The organism is Hymenobacter radiodurans, assembly GCF_004355185.1.
Lineage (GTDB): Bacteria > Bacteroidota > Bacteroidia > Cytophagales > Hymenobacteraceae > Hymenobacter > Hymenobacter radiodurans.
The window spans coordinates 1,369,259-1,384,036 of record NZ_CP037922.1 but is presented as its reverse complement, the minus strand read 5'-3'; the positions used below and the strand labels follow the sequence as shown (position 1 = coordinate 1,384,036).

12 protein-coding genes are annotated in these 14,778 nt (G+C 53.2%); 2 read left to right on the top strand and 10 right to left on the bottom strand.

All coding sequences use genetic code 11. From position 1 onward, the window contains the following. Window positions 1-203: 203 nt before the first annotated feature. Entirely contained in the window at window positions 204-1,361 is a 1,158-nt protein-coding gene (locus EPD59_RS07050; protein WP_165963505.1) for a type IX secretion system plug protein, read from the bottom strand. A gap of 5 nt (window positions 1,362-1,366) precedes the next feature. Then, window positions 1,367-1,531 carry a hypothetical protein gene (locus EPD59_RS21535; RefSeq protein ID WP_165963504.1) on the bottom strand — a complete coding sequence of 55 codons (165 nt, stop codon included), beginning with the start codon at window positions 1,529-1,531 and terminating at the stop codon, window positions 1,367-1,369. 153 nt (window positions 1,532-1,684) lie between these two features. On the opposite strand from EPD59_RS21535, the gene EPD59_RS07045 reads away from it, so the two are divergent. Both EPD59_RS07045 and EPD59_RS07040 read left to right on the top strand, forming a co-directional pair. Next, window positions 1,685-2,899 (top strand): exo-beta-N-acetylmuramidase NamZ family protein, encoded by a 1,215-nt coding sequence (locus EPD59_RS07045; protein ID WP_133274618.1) that lies wholly within the window; start codon window positions 1,685-1,687, stop codon window positions 2,897-2,899. A gap of 73 nt (window positions 2,900-2,972) precedes the next feature. Beyond that, window positions 2,973-3,257, top strand: a complete 285-nt coding sequence (locus EPD59_RS07040; protein WP_133272165.1) for an FUSC family protein — start codon at window positions 2,973-2,975, stop codon at window positions 3,255-3,257. Between the two features lie 12 nt (window positions 3,258-3,269). Here EPD59_RS07040 and EPD59_RS07035 read toward each other — a convergent pair whose 3' ends face one another. The 8 genes from EPD59_RS07035 to EPD59_RS07000 all read right to left on the bottom strand — a co-directional run bounded on the left by EPD59_RS07035 (window position 3,270) and on the right by EPD59_RS07000 (window position 14,761). Next, window positions 3,270-3,821 carry a YybH family protein gene (locus EPD59_RS07035; protein ID WP_133272164.1) on the bottom strand — a complete coding sequence of 184 codons (552 nt, stop codon included), beginning with the start codon at window positions 3,819-3,821 and terminating at the stop codon, window positions 3,270-3,272. 187 nt (window positions 3,822-4,008) lie between these two features. Next, the gene (locus EPD59_RS07030) at window positions 4,009-5,916 is read right to left on the bottom strand and encodes an ABC-F family ATP-binding cassette domain-containing protein (protein WP_133272163.1); all 1,908 of its coding nucleotides are present in this window, start codon (window positions 5,914-5,916) and stop codon (window positions 4,009-4,011) included. Between the two features lie 185 nt (window positions 5,917-6,101). Beyond that, a complete protein-coding gene (locus EPD59_RS07025; RefSeq protein ID WP_133272162.1) occupies window positions 6,102-6,590 on the bottom strand; it encodes a hypothetical protein in 489 nt (162 codons plus the stop codon). 106 nt (window positions 6,591-6,696) lie between these two features. Beyond that, the gene (locus EPD59_RS07020) at window positions 6,697-8,316 is read right to left on the bottom strand and encodes an amidase (protein WP_133272161.1); all 1,620 of its coding nucleotides are present in this window, start codon (window positions 8,314-8,316) and stop codon (window positions 6,697-6,699) included. A 230-nt stretch (window positions 8,317-8,546) separates the two neighbouring features. Then, window positions 8,547-11,201 carry a DUF5686 and carboxypeptidase regulatory-like domain-containing protein gene (locus EPD59_RS07015; RefSeq protein WP_133272160.1) on the bottom strand — a complete coding sequence of 885 codons (2,655 nt, stop codon included), beginning with the start codon at window positions 11,199-11,201 and terminating at the stop codon, window positions 8,547-8,549. Between the two features lie 181 nt (window positions 11,202-11,382). Next, window positions 11,383-12,276, bottom strand: coding sequence for a ferritin-like domain-containing protein (locus tag EPD59_RS07010; protein WP_133272159.1), 894 nt, complete (start codon window positions 12,274-12,276; stop codon window positions 11,383-11,385). 48 nt (window positions 12,277-12,324) lie between these two features. Further along, window positions 12,325-13,074, bottom strand: coding sequence for a ferritin-like domain-containing protein (locus EPD59_RS07005; RefSeq protein ID WP_133272158.1), 750 nt, complete (start codon window positions 13,072-13,074; stop codon window positions 12,325-12,327). A gap of 406 nt (window positions 13,075-13,480) precedes the next feature. Next, window positions 13,481-14,761: an MFS transporter gene (locus tag EPD59_RS07000; RefSeq protein ID WP_133272157.1), complete on the bottom strand. Its 1,281-nt coding sequence runs from the start codon at window positions 14,759-14,761 to the stop codon at window positions 13,481-13,483. Between the last annotated feature and the right edge of the window lie 17 nt (window positions 14,762-14,778).

Genomic DNA, 14,778 nt, shown 5'->3' with positions numbered 1-14,778 from the left:
TTGTTCTAACGTCTTCAACCACCCCTAACCCCTCCTCAACTGAGGAGGGGAACTAGACTCTTAGTTTTCTAGCTCCAGTTTTAGAGCGAGTGCTGCTCAGCAGGTTCCTGCAAAAAAGCCCCCCAGCCGCGCACTTGCATCTTCTGTCGCTTAGAAAAAGCGTTAGTGTGCGGCTGGGGGCTTTTTATTCGTCGCTGTTTCGCTCAGGGTCGGCGGGCATTGGCAGTTATCGTCTGGTACCCGATCAGCAGGTCGGCGCGGGTGCCGGGCGGACGGTAGTACACCAGCAGATCATATTGGTTCTCGGTTTCTTGGTGACTGCCTTCCCACGGCACACTATTCGGGCCCTGAGGCGTTTGGGTGGCGTAGTAGTAGTTGTAGTAGCCTTGCTTGAGCAGTGCCGTGGTGCGATAAATCTGATTCTCGGCATCGTAGGTGAGCTTAAACTCATCCTTAAACTGCCAGTCGGTGAGGGCGCCAATGATGTATACCGGGCCGGGTGCGGGCTGTTCGGCTTTCAGCTCAAACGTCACGTTGGCGTAGTCGGCATTGGAGTCGCCGTTGCCGTACTCGCGGTTCTCAAATACGCGCTGGCCATTGATATCCTCATATTGGGTGTAGCCCTGGCCGTTGCGGGTGCCTTCCAGCGTCAGGAGTACAGCGCGGGGGTTGGCTTCAGGGTCTAGTTTGGCCATGCCCTGACCGAGTACGCGCAGGGAGCGGGTGTCAAAAAAGCGAAACTCGCTGAGGCCCGGAAAGGCATTTTCGAAGTTGAAATACTGGTATTGGAGCAGACGCTCGGCATCACGCACGAACGTGGGCCGCAGATTGATTTTGGCGTTATCCCAGCGAAAATTCTGGCGCAGAATCACCTTCACTTCCTGGGCCGGATTCACCAGATTCATGGCGCCGTAGCGAATGGCGAAGTCAACCTGCTGCAAGGTGTAGCGCTCCTCGCCTGCCACCGGAATGCCCTGGCGCAGGTCTACTTCCACGTCGTTTTGGTATACCATCAGCCGCCGCGTAAGCAGCGGCACGCGCCCCGTACTCTGCACCACCAGCAAGTAATTACCACTGATTTTGACCGGCGGCACGCGCAAACGGTAGTGGTAGTAAGGCACTTTGGTACCGACGCCAGTGCGGTAATCGGTGATAAGAAACTCGTTTATCTCGTTCAGAAACTGCATATCGGTGAGCACGGAGGGCTTCCAGTCCACATCGCAGTGCACGAGCTTTGCCGTCAGCCGCTCCGACTTACTGCCCAGCAAATCAAACTCTAGCGTAAAGCCTTGCCCCTGCAACGGCGCTACCGGCGGCTGAAACACTTCCGTCGGCTGGCCCGTGCCTACGTAGCACTGCACCGACTTTACATCGGGGTTATAGATGAAGTCTTGATAACGCAGGGTTTTGTCGGCGTAATACTCGGGGGCCTTTGCTGGCCGGGCGAGCGGGCGGCATTAGGGTCGGTGATGGGCGTACCCAGGGGCACGCAAGCAGTGGCAAGCAGAAGTAGAAAGAGGTAGCGACGCATAAGGGCGAAGATAGGACTTGCCACGGGTTATGCCCTGCTGTAGAATCACTTTGCGGCGCAGGCCCTAGCGCTTCGCTTCTTACCACAGACCTGCTCAGGCGCTTCGGTCTGCGGCAGCTTCCTATCTTAACGGTGACTTTATCCCGCGCTCCTATGCTCAACATTCTGCTTTCCAATTTTCTAGCGCCCCTGTTCTGGCTGACCAGCTTCCTGCTGCCAGTTCCGCAGACGCCAAAAAAGCCCCCCATCATCACCGGCGCCGACCAAACGGAGCAGTACCTCCCCTATCTGAAAGGCAAGCGCGTAGGTGTACTGGCGAACCCCACCACCATCATCGGCCGGCGTCACCTCGTGGATAGTCTTCAGAAGCGGGGCATCAACATCGTGAAGGTGTTTGGGCCGGAACACGGTTTTCGGGGCAATGCCAGCGCCGGCGTGAAGGTGCAGAACGAAGTGGATGCGGCCACGGGTATTCCCATTATTTCCCTCTACGGCCCTAAGCGCAAGCCCTCCACCGAAGATTTGGCCGATGTGGACGTGATGCTGTTCGACGTGCAGGATGTGGGGACGCGCTTTTACACCTACATCAACGTGCTGCGCAACATCATGGAGGCCTGCGCCGAGAACAATAAGGAGCTACTCATCCTGGACCGACCCAATCCCAACGGCTACCTCATCGACGGCCCCGTGCTGGATATGCAGTACAAGTCGGGCATCGGGCAGTTTCCGATTCCCATTGCACACGGCCTCACCATAGCCGAGTTTGCGAAGATGATAAACGGCGAAGGCTGGCTACCGGATAAGCGCACCTGCAAGCTCCGCATCGTGCAGATCAAAAACTACCGCCACGACTTGGAATACACGCTACCGGTACCGCCTTCTCCCAACCTCAACACCCAGCAAAGCGTGCTGCTGTACCCATCGGTGTGCTTGTTTGAGGGAGCGTACATCAACCTGGGCCGGGGCACGCAGTTTCCGTTCACGGTGCTGGGCAGCCCTCACCTGAAAGGTAAGTATCCGTTCTCCTTCACGCCCACCAGCATTAAAGGCATGAGCGAAACGCCTCTATTCATGGACCAGCTATGCTACGGCCTCGACCTGCGCCGCTTCGACGCCCGCCAGCTGCGCACCTCCGGCCGCATTCACATTGAATGGATGCTGGAGCTCTACCGCGCCTCCCCCAACAAAGCCCAGTTCTTCGACCGCAGCCTCAGCAAGGAAATGGGCGACATCAACAAGCTGGCCGGCGTGGCCGAGTTTCGCCAACAGATAGAAGCGGGCAAGTCGGCCAAGGAAATCCGCGCCTCCTGGGAGCCGCAGCTCAGCCAGTACAAGCAGCGGCGCTTGAAGTATCTGCTGTATCCGTGAGGCAGTGTGGTGAGTAAACAGCTATTGGTAGTGGCCAAAACAGTCAACACAAAATCTAACAACACAATAAACTATGTCTGATAAAAAAGATTACTCAGAATTAACACTTGAAGAGTTGTTAATAGAGGAGAAAAAAGTTAAAAAGAACGCAGTTTTTTCTGCGGGCCTGATAGGTTTTATGGTAGGTATAATGATTTATGGTATTGTAACGAAGGGCTTTGGCTTCCTCTATATTGCCATTCCATTATTTTTAATATTATTGATTTATAAGAACTCACAAATTCAAAAACAAAATCTCAAGCAAATTCAAGCTGAAATTGACGTTAGAAATTTAAAACAAGATAGATTGGACTATTGATGTCAAAGTTCTTTATTCTCGACAAATGATATTCGCATGCCTGGCAACCAACTTCCAACTGGTGTTTTTTTTCATCCAGACATTTGTGTAACGTCTCTTGATGCTTTGTGCTGCTTGGGATTGATCACCGGTAGTGACAACAGTTTCGCTGCCCATTGCAAAAGCCATATCACCTTTAAAAATAACTTGTTCGGTGTTACGGGCAAAAGACATTCTAGATCTTTTCATAACGGGCCTATCCAAAGTTGTTTTTCCAGGAAAAACAATTACGTTGTCGGGTGAATTAACCACATATTCTTTATCCCACAACTTCAAAAGCATTGTCGAATCTTTTTCCAGAACGGCTTTTACTTCGATTTGCTCTAGATTCCTGATTTCTTTTTCTGAATTCTGGCTTTGGGCATTAATTGTATTAACGCAAAGTAGAAGTGCGATTAAATAACATGTCTTTTTCATGGAATTACTTTTAAGTATAAAGGATGCGTTACTTAAGATAATATTAAATATCCGTAATGCAATAGATTCTACTTCAACTTTGCCGCGTTTGAGAGCGGCGTACAACATCAGGTTTTTAAAAGCAGGGCTGATGTATATAGCTTCAGATAATTACCTTTAATGATCGGCGTCAAGGTGATGAGGCCGTTGAGTAAGAATTCTAATGCCTTCACAAATTGTTATTCGTTAAAGAAAAAGCCCCCAGAAATATTTCAGGGGGCTTTTTTGTATACCTAATAAGCTACTTTACACTTGCTCACACGAGCTCTTCCCAGCGCTTCGTTTGGAGAGTCAGCTCTTTCTGCACTTGCTCAAATTTAAGCGTAGCGTCTTTCAACTGGGCGGCATTGCTGTAGATGCCGGGGTCGGCGAGTTGAGCTTCATATTGGGCCAGTTCCTTTTCCAGGGTAGTGATGCGGCTTTCTACTTCCTGTAGCTCTCGGCTGCTTTTGGTGCTGCCGTTGCTGGTTTGTTTGGCCGGCTCAGCTTTAAACGCTGGCTTTTGGTTGGAAGCGGCTTTAGCAGAGGGCTGGGGGGCAATTAGAGCCGCTTTCTTGGCAGCTTTGTCGCGGTCTTCCATCCACTGCTCAAACTCAGAGTAGGTGCCGGGGTATTCCTTGAGCTGGTAATCCTCGATAAACCAGATCTTGTTGGCCACGTTCTCCACGAAGAAACGGTCGTGGCTGATGACGATGTAGGTGCCTTCGTACTGCTCCAGGGCCTGAATCAGGATGTTCACTGATTGCATGTCCAGGTGGTTGGTCGGCTCGTCAAGCAGGAGGAAGTTGGCTTCCGAGATGAGCGTTTTGGCTAGGGCCACGCGGCTTTTTTCGCCCCCCGAGAGCACCTTAATCTTCTTGTATACCTGCTCGCCGGTGAAGAGGAAGGAACCCAGCACGGAGCGCAACTCCATCTCGTTGCGCTTAGAGCCGGCCTCGTTCATCTCCTGCAAAATCTCGTTGTTCACGTTCAGGCTTTCCAGCTGGTGCTGGGCGTAGAACGACATAATCACGTTGTGGCCGAGCTGGTGGTTGCCGTTGGAGGGCGCCTCCTGCCCTGCTACTAGGCGCATGAGCGTGGATTTGCCCTTACCGTTGGCCCCGACGAGCGCAATTTTGTCGCCGCGCTCGATGTGCAGGTTGGTGTCGCGGAAGATGAGTTTGTCGCCGTATTTCTTGCCCACATGCTCCATGCGCAGGATGTGGCGGCCGGGCTGCACCGTGAAATTGAATTTGATGTTCACGCGGGCCGCGTCGTTGGCTACGTCGTCGATGCGCTCCAGCTTGTCGAGCATCTTCACGCGGCTTTGGGCCTGCTTGGCCTTGGAGGCTTTGGCTTTAAAGCGCTCAATAAACTTCTCTGCCTGCCTGATTTGGGCCTGCTGGTTCTCGAAAGCACCTTTTTGGATAGCGTTGCGCTCTTCCTTTTCCTCCAAGTAATAGGTGTAGTTACCGGCGTATTGCACCAATTTGCCCCCCGTCACTTCCACCGTCGTGTTGGTGGTACGGTCTAGGAACTCACGGTCGTGGGATACGATGATAACGGCGCCTTCGTAGTCGGCCAGGTAGTTCTCAATCCACTTGATACTGGGAAGGTCCAAGTGGTTGGTAGGCTCGTCGAGCAGGAGCAGCGAGGGTTTCTGAAGCAGAATTTTGGCCAGCATTACCCGCATCCGCCAGCCGCCGCTGAAGGTTTTGAGCGGACGCTGTAGCTCCTCGGTCGTGAAGCCCAGACCTTCCAGAATCTCTTCGGCCTCGGCCTGCATGGTGTAGCCGCCCAGGGCCTCGAAGCGCTCCTGCAAATCGGCGAGCTTCTGCACGAGGTCGTCGTGATAGTTATTCTCAAACTCGACCAGAATCTGGTCAATTTTCTTCTGCACGTTCAGGGCTTCCTCAAAGGCCTGCATGGCCACGTTGAGGATGCTCTCGTGGGTGTCGTAGCTGAGCAAATCCTGGTTCAGGAAGCCCAACGACACTTCTTTACCCATCTGAATGCTACCACCGTCGGGCTTGTACTCGCCCACCAGAATGCGCAGCAGCGTGGATTTGCCCGTTCCATTCAGCCCAATCAGGCCGATTTTGTCTTTGGGCTTTATGTGGAGACTGGCCTTGTCGTAGAGCGTACGCGAGCCAAAATGGAAGTCTAAGTCGTTAATGGAAATCATCCTACTTTGCTATGAAGCTGCAAAGGTACGACCTATATGGCTCTTTGTGAATGAGAAAGTATAACCCTCAGTTACTACCAACAACCAGGGGTCCGCAACCACGTTGGTGGGAGACTACCGTGTAAGTGACTCAATGATAGAGACAAGAAGGACAAGAGCGCTGAAAGACAACTTGTTTTTGTATGCTAAGCGCTTTTTTTAAAGCTTATTTTAGCGTCTCCTTTCATTGATAACGTTGCATGGTATCCATAATCCACAATTGTTTTACAAATAAGCTTTGAATAATACTCATTATTTCCAACTAAGGAATATAGAAGTCCTTTGGCACCTATAAAAAACTTGTATTTTGTTCCGTCTTTAAAATATATTTTACAATTCCAAAAGCCTATATTAACCTTATCAAAATTGTTAAAGGACTTTCTTATTTCACCTTCAATAGCATGTTCAATATATATTACCCCATCCTTTAAAGATACATTTGCTGTCGTTAACAGTAAATATATACTATATGATGTTACACAAAACACAATAAGTAGGGATATTCCGTAGTCATTTTTTTCAGACACGGAAAATACAATACATGCAAATAACGCAAATACAATATTTGCTACAGCAGACAACCATTTTAAGAGTAATGGCTGTGGAAATCCGATTAATATATTTTTATTATTCATTTTTCTATAAAACTGACATAAGAGTGACCTTCAGGTAAACAATAGGTTTAGATTTTGTTGATTATCCTCCGCAGTCGCTCGGCACAGCCAAGCAACTGGTTCACTCCTACCCCACAAAAGGCCCCCGAAACTCCGGCGCCTTACGCTGCTTCGAGGCTTGCTCGTAGGCGTAGGCCACGCTCAATAAACCCGCCTCCCCGTACGCCGGGCCGACGAAGGACAAGCCAACCGGCAGGCCATGCGCCTGGCCCATGGGAACCGTAATGTGCGGGTAGCCAGCCATAGCGGCGGGCGACGAGAAGCCTGGCCCGGGCCAGGAGTCGCCGTTGATCAGGTCGATGGCGGGGGCGGGACTGTTGGTAATGCCGATGATGGCGGCGAGCCTGTTGTTGCGCAGCGTAGAGCTGAGAATCTGGCGGGCGCCGGCGTACGATTTGCGGCGGGCTTCCAGGTATTTGGGGGTGCTCAGGTCGCCCAGCTTCTGAGAGGCTTCCAGAATTTCCTGCTTGAAGAAAGGCATGGCCTTGGGCTCGTTTTGCTTGTTGAAGGCAATAACGTCGGCTAGGGTTTTCACCTTGGCGTTGGCCGTGGCTAAGTACTTGTTTACGCCGTCTTTGAATTCGTAGAGCAGCACGTCGTATTCAGCCTCACCCAAGGGGTTGATCTGCTTGAGCACGTCTACTTCTACAATAGTAGCTCCTTGGGCTTTGAGTAGCTCAATGGCTTTTTTGAATAGCGGAATAGCGTCGGAGCTGCCTTCCAGGTGGGACTTCTCCACGCCGATAATTTTGCCCCCCAACGCCTGCGGAAACAGGAATTTGGTGTAGTCGGAGGCCGTTTTGCCGGCGCTTTGCTGGGTAATGGGGTCGGCGGGATCGGGGCCGGCGATGGCGGAGAGCAGGATGGCGGCGTCGCGGACAGTGCGCGTCATGGGGCCGGCCGTGTCCTGGGTAGCGGAGATGGGAATAATGCCGGTGCGGCTGAGCAGGCCCACCGTCGGCTTGAAGCCCACCAGCCCATTGCACGAGGCCGGCGACACAATAGAACCATCCGTTTCGGTACCGATGGCCAGGGCGCAGAAGTTGGCAGCCACAGCGGTGCCCGAGCCGGAGCTGGAGCCGCTGGGCGTACGGTCGAGGATATAAGCGTTCTTGGTTTGCCCCCCACGACTGCTCCAACCGCTAGTCGAGCGCGTGGAGCGGAAGTTAGCCCACTCGCTCAGATTGGTTTTGCCTAGCAGCACCGCGCCAGCTTCGCGCAGCTTCTTGACAATGAAGGCGTCCTGCGAGGCTTTGTTGCCGGCCAGCGCCAACGAGCCGGCGGTGGTTTGCATCTGGTCGGCGGAGTTGATATTGTCCTTGATGAGGACGGGAATACCGTGGAGCGGGCCGCGCACTTTGCCGGCTCGGCGCTCTTTGTCCATCTCATCCGCAATGCTGAGCGCATCGGGGTTCAGCTCAATGACAGAGCGCAGCTGGGGGCCTTTTTTATCTATTCCTGCTATGCGACGCAGGTACAGCTCGGTGATGCTGCGGGAAGTGTACTGGCCCGCACTCATTTTCTCCTGTAGCTCCGTTACCGTTATTTCATTGAGAGCGAAGGTATCGTCGGTATCAGCGGCGGTGGCAGCGGCAGTTTTCGTATCGGAGGTGCAGGCGTCGAGGGAGAGGGTGGAAAGGGCGACGCCAACTAAGCTGCTGTTACGCAGAAATACTCTTCGGTTCATCTTCTGTTTTTTCTTGTTAAGATAAGATGAGTTGGCTTGGGTAGCTAGCGGGGCGCGGGTGGGAAAGTGGGAATCAGTTGTGGCTCTTGATTTCAGAACGCCATGCAGAGCAACGCGAAGCATCTCGCGTGCTTCATTGTTTAGCTTGGCAACGACCGCACGCGAGATGCTTCGCATTGCTCTGCATGACCGGCTACGTTAACATGACCGGGCGTAGTAACATGAAGGCTCTAAAAGCCAGCCCCGATGCGAATACCCGTATCCAGCTTCTGGCCGGAACGCAGGGCTGTATACACATCAAACCGAAATACCTTGAAAATGTGCTCTACGCCTACGCCTAGCTCTACATAATGCCCGACGTTGGGCGTACGCAGGTAATTTAGCGTGGCCACTTCCTGCCATTTCAGGCGGCGAAGCAGCGGTATTTTATTCAGGAAGAAGCCGTTGAAATGGTGATTGTAGTGGCCCTCAATATAGCTGCGGCGCGTGCTGAAGTTGTAGTAATCGAGCAGCTGAAACTGGCTGAAGTCGGCGGCGAAAATGGTTTGGTTGCCGGCGAAGTGCCGGTAGTCCATAAACGAGAGTTGAGGGCGGCCCAAAAAGCCCCCCACGGTCAAGTCGAAGTTGCTTTCTCCGAAAAGACCCAGCTCCAGCGTCTTACGCAAGCCGCCTTCCAGGCGCGAGTAGCGCACATCGGAGCCAAGCACGCCGCCAAATCCCTGCCGCAGCCCCAACCGGAAAGTTGGGTACTTGGAGCCTAGGTTAAACTTACCCGTCGGTCGGATAATGTACTGCTGCCCCGGTTGCCAGAGCAGCTCGGCATAAGCCGTGAGTGACTGGTTGCGACCGAAGCTGGAGCCGCTGGGCAATTCTTCATTTATCGGATCATTGGGCGTGAAGGCGCGACCTGGCACATCCACAATGGTTTTGATGGTGGCGTTTGGCAGCTCGCGGCGGTCGGCGTAGCCAAGGGCAGTGCGCAGCGTCAGGCCATTAACCAGCTCGGTGCGGAAGTTAATTTCGCCCCCGTCGCGCTGGTAGTATTTGGCGTAATTGGTGTTGCGCAGCAGCGTGTACTGGGTGTTAATGAATGGCGTCAGCTGGCTGGCTGGGTCGAAATTCTCAATGGTACGGCCCACGATAAAGCCTATGCGGCTAAATGAAAGCGGCTTGTACGTGTAGCCACCCGATAGGCTCGGACTGAACAGTTTGGCCGCAAAGCCATAGCGCAACGTTGGCGTGAAAGAGTAATTGCGGCGGTCTTCGTAGCGCTGGGTAAAGGTGGCTTGAGCATTTACAATAGTGCCTTCTACCGTGCTGTATTGCAAGGTGTTGAAGATGGGCTCTAGCCGGACGGTGCGCCGCCGGAACGAGTTAGAATACTCGTAGCCAGTGAGCAGAATTTCGGCGGGCTCTATCTCATTGCGCTTGCGGTCCAGCGAATCCTGGTAGGGCCTCGACCTTTTAATTACCTCTGTGCTGTCCTTTACCTGGTAGTCGCGGGCCTCTTCGTCGGTGAGCGGAATGGGCCTGATTTGGGCCCAATAGGCCGAGTCGCGCTCGTTGGCCCCTTCTTCCACGCGCATTACTTCGCCTTTGGCCAGTGGCTCAATCCCGGCCTCGCGGGCTTGCTGCTCCAGCTGCTTATCGGCCAGCTTGGTTTGCTTGCGCACCTGGCGAGAAATGCCCCCCAGATCGGGGCGCTGCTTCTTCACATCGGCTACCGTTTCGCGGCCCACAGGGGCGGGCGTTGCTTCAGGCGCGACAGGCGCGGCGGCTACTACTTTCTCGTCGGGGCGGTTGGGATAGGTGGGCGTGACGCGGTAGTTAGACAGGATAGCGTTGAACGAGCCGTTGCCTTTAAACCCCAGCCCCTCCCCTATCAAGTTTACCTTTTGCGACTGCATCACCCACACATCCGATGGCCCCGGCGCGGGCGCAAACTGCTGGGCAATGCGAATGCTCTCCACGTACTCGATTCCCGAATTCTTACTCAAGCTCAATTCCAGGCTGTGGATACGCCAGGTGCCATCAACCAGATAGATAAAGCCGGTGAAAGCCGGGTCGTTGCGGCGGCGGGGCGTGACGCGTATTTTATGGATTTGCCGCCCATCCTGGGTGCTGGTGCCCACTAGCTCGTAACGGTAGAACAGCATGGCGTTCTGGGCAATAGGCGACACGAAACCGCGCTCTGAGAAGCCCGACTGAATCAGGTTATCGTAGAAATTAAAGCTCCGCCCCGACGCTCGATTAAAGCTAAAGCCCTTACTGCTGCCGCTTACCCGCGAGGAAATCATGCGTTCCCGAATCTGGCCCGGCTGGCGAAACGATAGTTCCGACACCGATTCTGACAAATAAATGACTCCCGGCTTAAGGCTAGGATCCGTTTTGATAAGACCCAGAATCTTGCCGGGCACATCGGTCAGGCGAATGATGGCTTTGATATAAGTGCGCGCTGAGAAGGCTGCAATTTCCGAGCGGTGGTAGCGTCGCCACTGAATAGCGTGCTGCACCAAGGCGTAAGCGGGGTCACGGTCGGTGGAGCGTACCAGCACCTCACCTACTTTATAGGTCTCGGTTTGCAGACTCACGTTGAGCACCGTCAGCGTGTCGCCGCCGGCTACCTGCACGGCTTCGATGCGCGGCTTGTAGCCCACGTACTGAAACACCAATTCGTAGCGACCGGGGGGCAATTTTAGCTGATAATCGCCCTGCTCATTAGCGGCCGTACTGGTGGCAGTGGTGCGCACCGCCACGTTGGCGTAGGCCAGCGCTGTTCCCTGCGCATCCGTCACCCGGCCCCGGATAATACCAGCATACCCATATAGTGTTGTGAACAGGACAGCCTTGCATAAGACTAAAGCAAAAAGTAGATAGGAGCGCATTGGGCGGATAGTTCAATCTTTGTCAAGGTAGATAGAAACCAGGGTAATAAGGTTGCTTAGCGGCTTTCTTGAAAACAAGAATGCTGTCTGGCAGCATTGAAATCAGCTCCGATTTCGTTTAAAACAAAAAGGACAGCCTTGAGGGCTGTCCTTTAATAGCTTAAGCAAACTGGATTCGCGCTTATTTGATGAAGTTGGCGGCAATGGCAAGCACCGTTCCCATATCCAAAGGCTCGTCGAAGGCCTCAGAGGCTTCGTTTGGCGATACCTGGCTGATATTCTGAACATTGAGGCCACCCTGAACTACGTTGGCTTCGCTAGGGTACAAGCTGGCTGGGTTACCGGCGCCATAGATGGCCGCCGTAATAGCAGGTGCCGGGCCGCCATTATCATTGAGCGAGGGCCAGCTTTGAGGTGCGCTGCTTGGATCACCGGGCTCGCTTTGTGGGCCGCCGCGGCGCATGGTGCGCAAGTGCGAAGCATGACGGGCTTCTACAGAGTGAATATTTAGAGCAGCTTCCAGTACGGTGTTGTTGCTGATGAGCAACGGCGCGCCACCTTTGTAAGCGCGTACCCCAGTGTCTTCAAACGATTGAGCTAATGCCAAGAAAGTACCGAGGTTACTGAATACGTTAGGCAGTAGCGCCGGACGAGCACCACCCTTGGCGCCGGTGTAGTCGAAAGCATTAACCGTAGGATCCGGAATAGCATCAGCACCCAGCACAGAGCGCAAAAACTTGACGTGATTCTGCTCGTCGATATAGATCAGGTTGATGTCGGAGCGATTCTGGCCCGTGAGCAGACCTGGTGCTTCCAAGCCCAGCTGGTAGAAATACGTTTCCAGATACTCCAGGCGGAGGGCAAAATTCAAAACTTCACGAATCTGAGCACTGAGCCCGCTGGATTGGCCGTAAGCTTTCTGCAACATGGAGCCCATTGCCAGTGGCACGGCGGCCACGGCGAGCTTTTTGCCGAAACCAGCGAAATGCTTGAACATCTGGCGGCGCTGATCGAGACGCTCGTAGACTTCTGGATCTACTTTCTCGATTTCGGTAATGATTTTGAGAATATTCATGGGGTAAGTTTTTTGACGATAGAAGGAATAGAATGTTGCGGACTAGCCTTAGTCCTTAGGCAGGCTGCTCACATCGATTTTGGAGCCTTGAGCCAAGAAAGTATTGGCAACAGCAGCTACCTCGGCAGGCGACTTCGACTTCTCTAAACCTGTGTTCAGATCGACTACATCGGGTCCTACGAAAGTGCCATTCTGCAACAAGTCGCGGATAAGAGCCGCGTGGCGGGCTTCTACCGACACAATTTTACCAGCAATCGTCAAATACGCTGGGTTGCTGATCAGCTTACCAGCGCCGTTATAGGCAGCTACGCCCAGATCTTCAAACGCTTTGGCCGTACCCAATACACTAGCCCGGCTGGCGAAGTTGACGGACGAGAAATCAGGGGTCAGCTTTTTGATCGGAATGGCCCCCGCCGCTTTGATAGCGGCATACAGGAAATCAGAGTGAATTTTTTCGTGATCGGCCAGGTCCTTCAGAATAATTCTTTCGGCGCGCGTGGCGTTCAGATAATACTGCTCCTGAGTCACTTTAGCGTAGAAAGCCGCTTCCAGTTGCTCGAGCGCGTACGCATAGTTCAAAATGCCAACATCACCACTGCCTACATTTACTACGCCGCTGTTGCGGTCAACCTGCTTGAATATATCATTCAAACGGTCGTCGGTACAGCCAGACAAAACCAGTCCGCCCAAAGCCACACTGGCACCAGAGTAGCGCAGAAACGCCCGGCGTTGCAGGGGCACTAGTACTTCCTCCTGAGCATTTTCTGCCTCGGAGCTTTTGTGAGAAATATGCGACATAATTATTTGTATTAAGTGGTGAAAATTGTTGACTATCTCCATACGTAATTAAGGTAGCAGTTATATTTCACAAAATCCAATAACCCGTATTTATATCACTTAAATAAGTATTTTTTGCGCAATTTCATTAAACTATTCTCATGCATTTTGCACTTTATACGGAGAAAATTCATCCTTTTCCTCCATATATCTACCTCATGAAAGCCTCATGCCATCCGTTAATTATGCTATTTGAAGCTCGACTTTAGCAATGGCAGAAAATACAGCACTGGTGTAGCGTTAGTGAGGGTAAAAAAAGCGCGCATTGGAAGCTGGGTATACGATATAGAAATGATTATGCTTCGTGGAACGCTACGTGTAACTCCCAGATTCGGAGCCCAGAAAAGCCCCCCACCTGCGCCGGAGGCTAGGCCGGAACTGGCGTGGCGCTTAGCTCGCGGTAGCGCACCACCAGAACCGCTGCCGAGGCCACAATAAAGCCCCCCAGCAAGGCATAGCCCCACGCTATATTGGAGCCCAGGGTGAAAAACCGCAACGAGAACAGCAGAATGAAGCCAGTGCGCAAAAGCACATTTACGACGTTGAAAATGCTGTTTACTCGCCCAATTACCTCATTCGGCACGTGCACAAACAAGTAGCTGACTCGTAGGATACGCGTGCCTGCATTGGTGAAGCCCAGAACCAGTGAAAAGGCCAGAAATAATCCCACTGACCGCGTGGCCGCAGCTACGCCAAAGCTTACTCCGGCAATCATCATTAGTACAATGACGGAGCGCAACGTGGGGTGGCGCAGAAATACCCGCCGCACAAAAAGGCCAGCACTGAGGGCCCCCACGGCGTAAGCGACTTCGGCTGCGCCAAATACGCCCGCTCCGGCTTTCAAATGATTGTGCACATATAGGGGCATAAGTGCATTCAGGCTAACCAGCAGCCCCACAAACACCGAGAAGGAAAATAGGCCAAATACCCACACGGCGCGGTGCTCCCGCAGATATGTGATGCCCGTACCCAGCCTTTTCCAGAGTGAGCCCAACTCTACTTGGGTATGTATGACTGGGTGGTGACGAATGAAAGCGATGAGCCCAACGGCCACCGCGTAAGTAATGCCGTCGAGCAGGAATATCTGATGCAAAGGCCAGGCTTCCAGCGAAAAAGGCAAGGCTAGTTGCGCCCCAAACAAAGTATACGTTTGGCCCGCGGGCAAGCCCTCCAGCAACAGCGCCGCCAGCGCTCCACTCACCACCGACGTAGCCTGCCCCACAATTTCGATGGCGGAAGTGATACGCGGGTAGTCTTTAGGCAGACTGATTTCCTGGGCAAAGGCGTAGAGGTTGGGGTAGTGAATGCCGTAGCCAAACACGGTGGTAGTGAAAGCCAGCAAAATGCCCCCCAGCGGCACACCGCCCGTCGCAAAGCCATAGCTGGCCACGCCGAGCAGCACTGCCCCTTCCACCATATTCGACGCCAAAAACACCCGCTTCCGGTCGAAACGGTCGACTAAGGCGCCCGCGTACATGCCCCAGAATAAGGAGGCAAATGTGACTAGTCCGTACAATAAATTAAAGGTACTGGAAGCGCCTTGGCGGGCAAAAAACCACGGCACGGCCAGCATCGTGATGCCTTGAGCAAAGCCAGAAATAGCATTGGCCGTGAACAGGAGCGCCACGGCACGGCGGTTATTTTTCACTGGAATAAAAGTGGGTA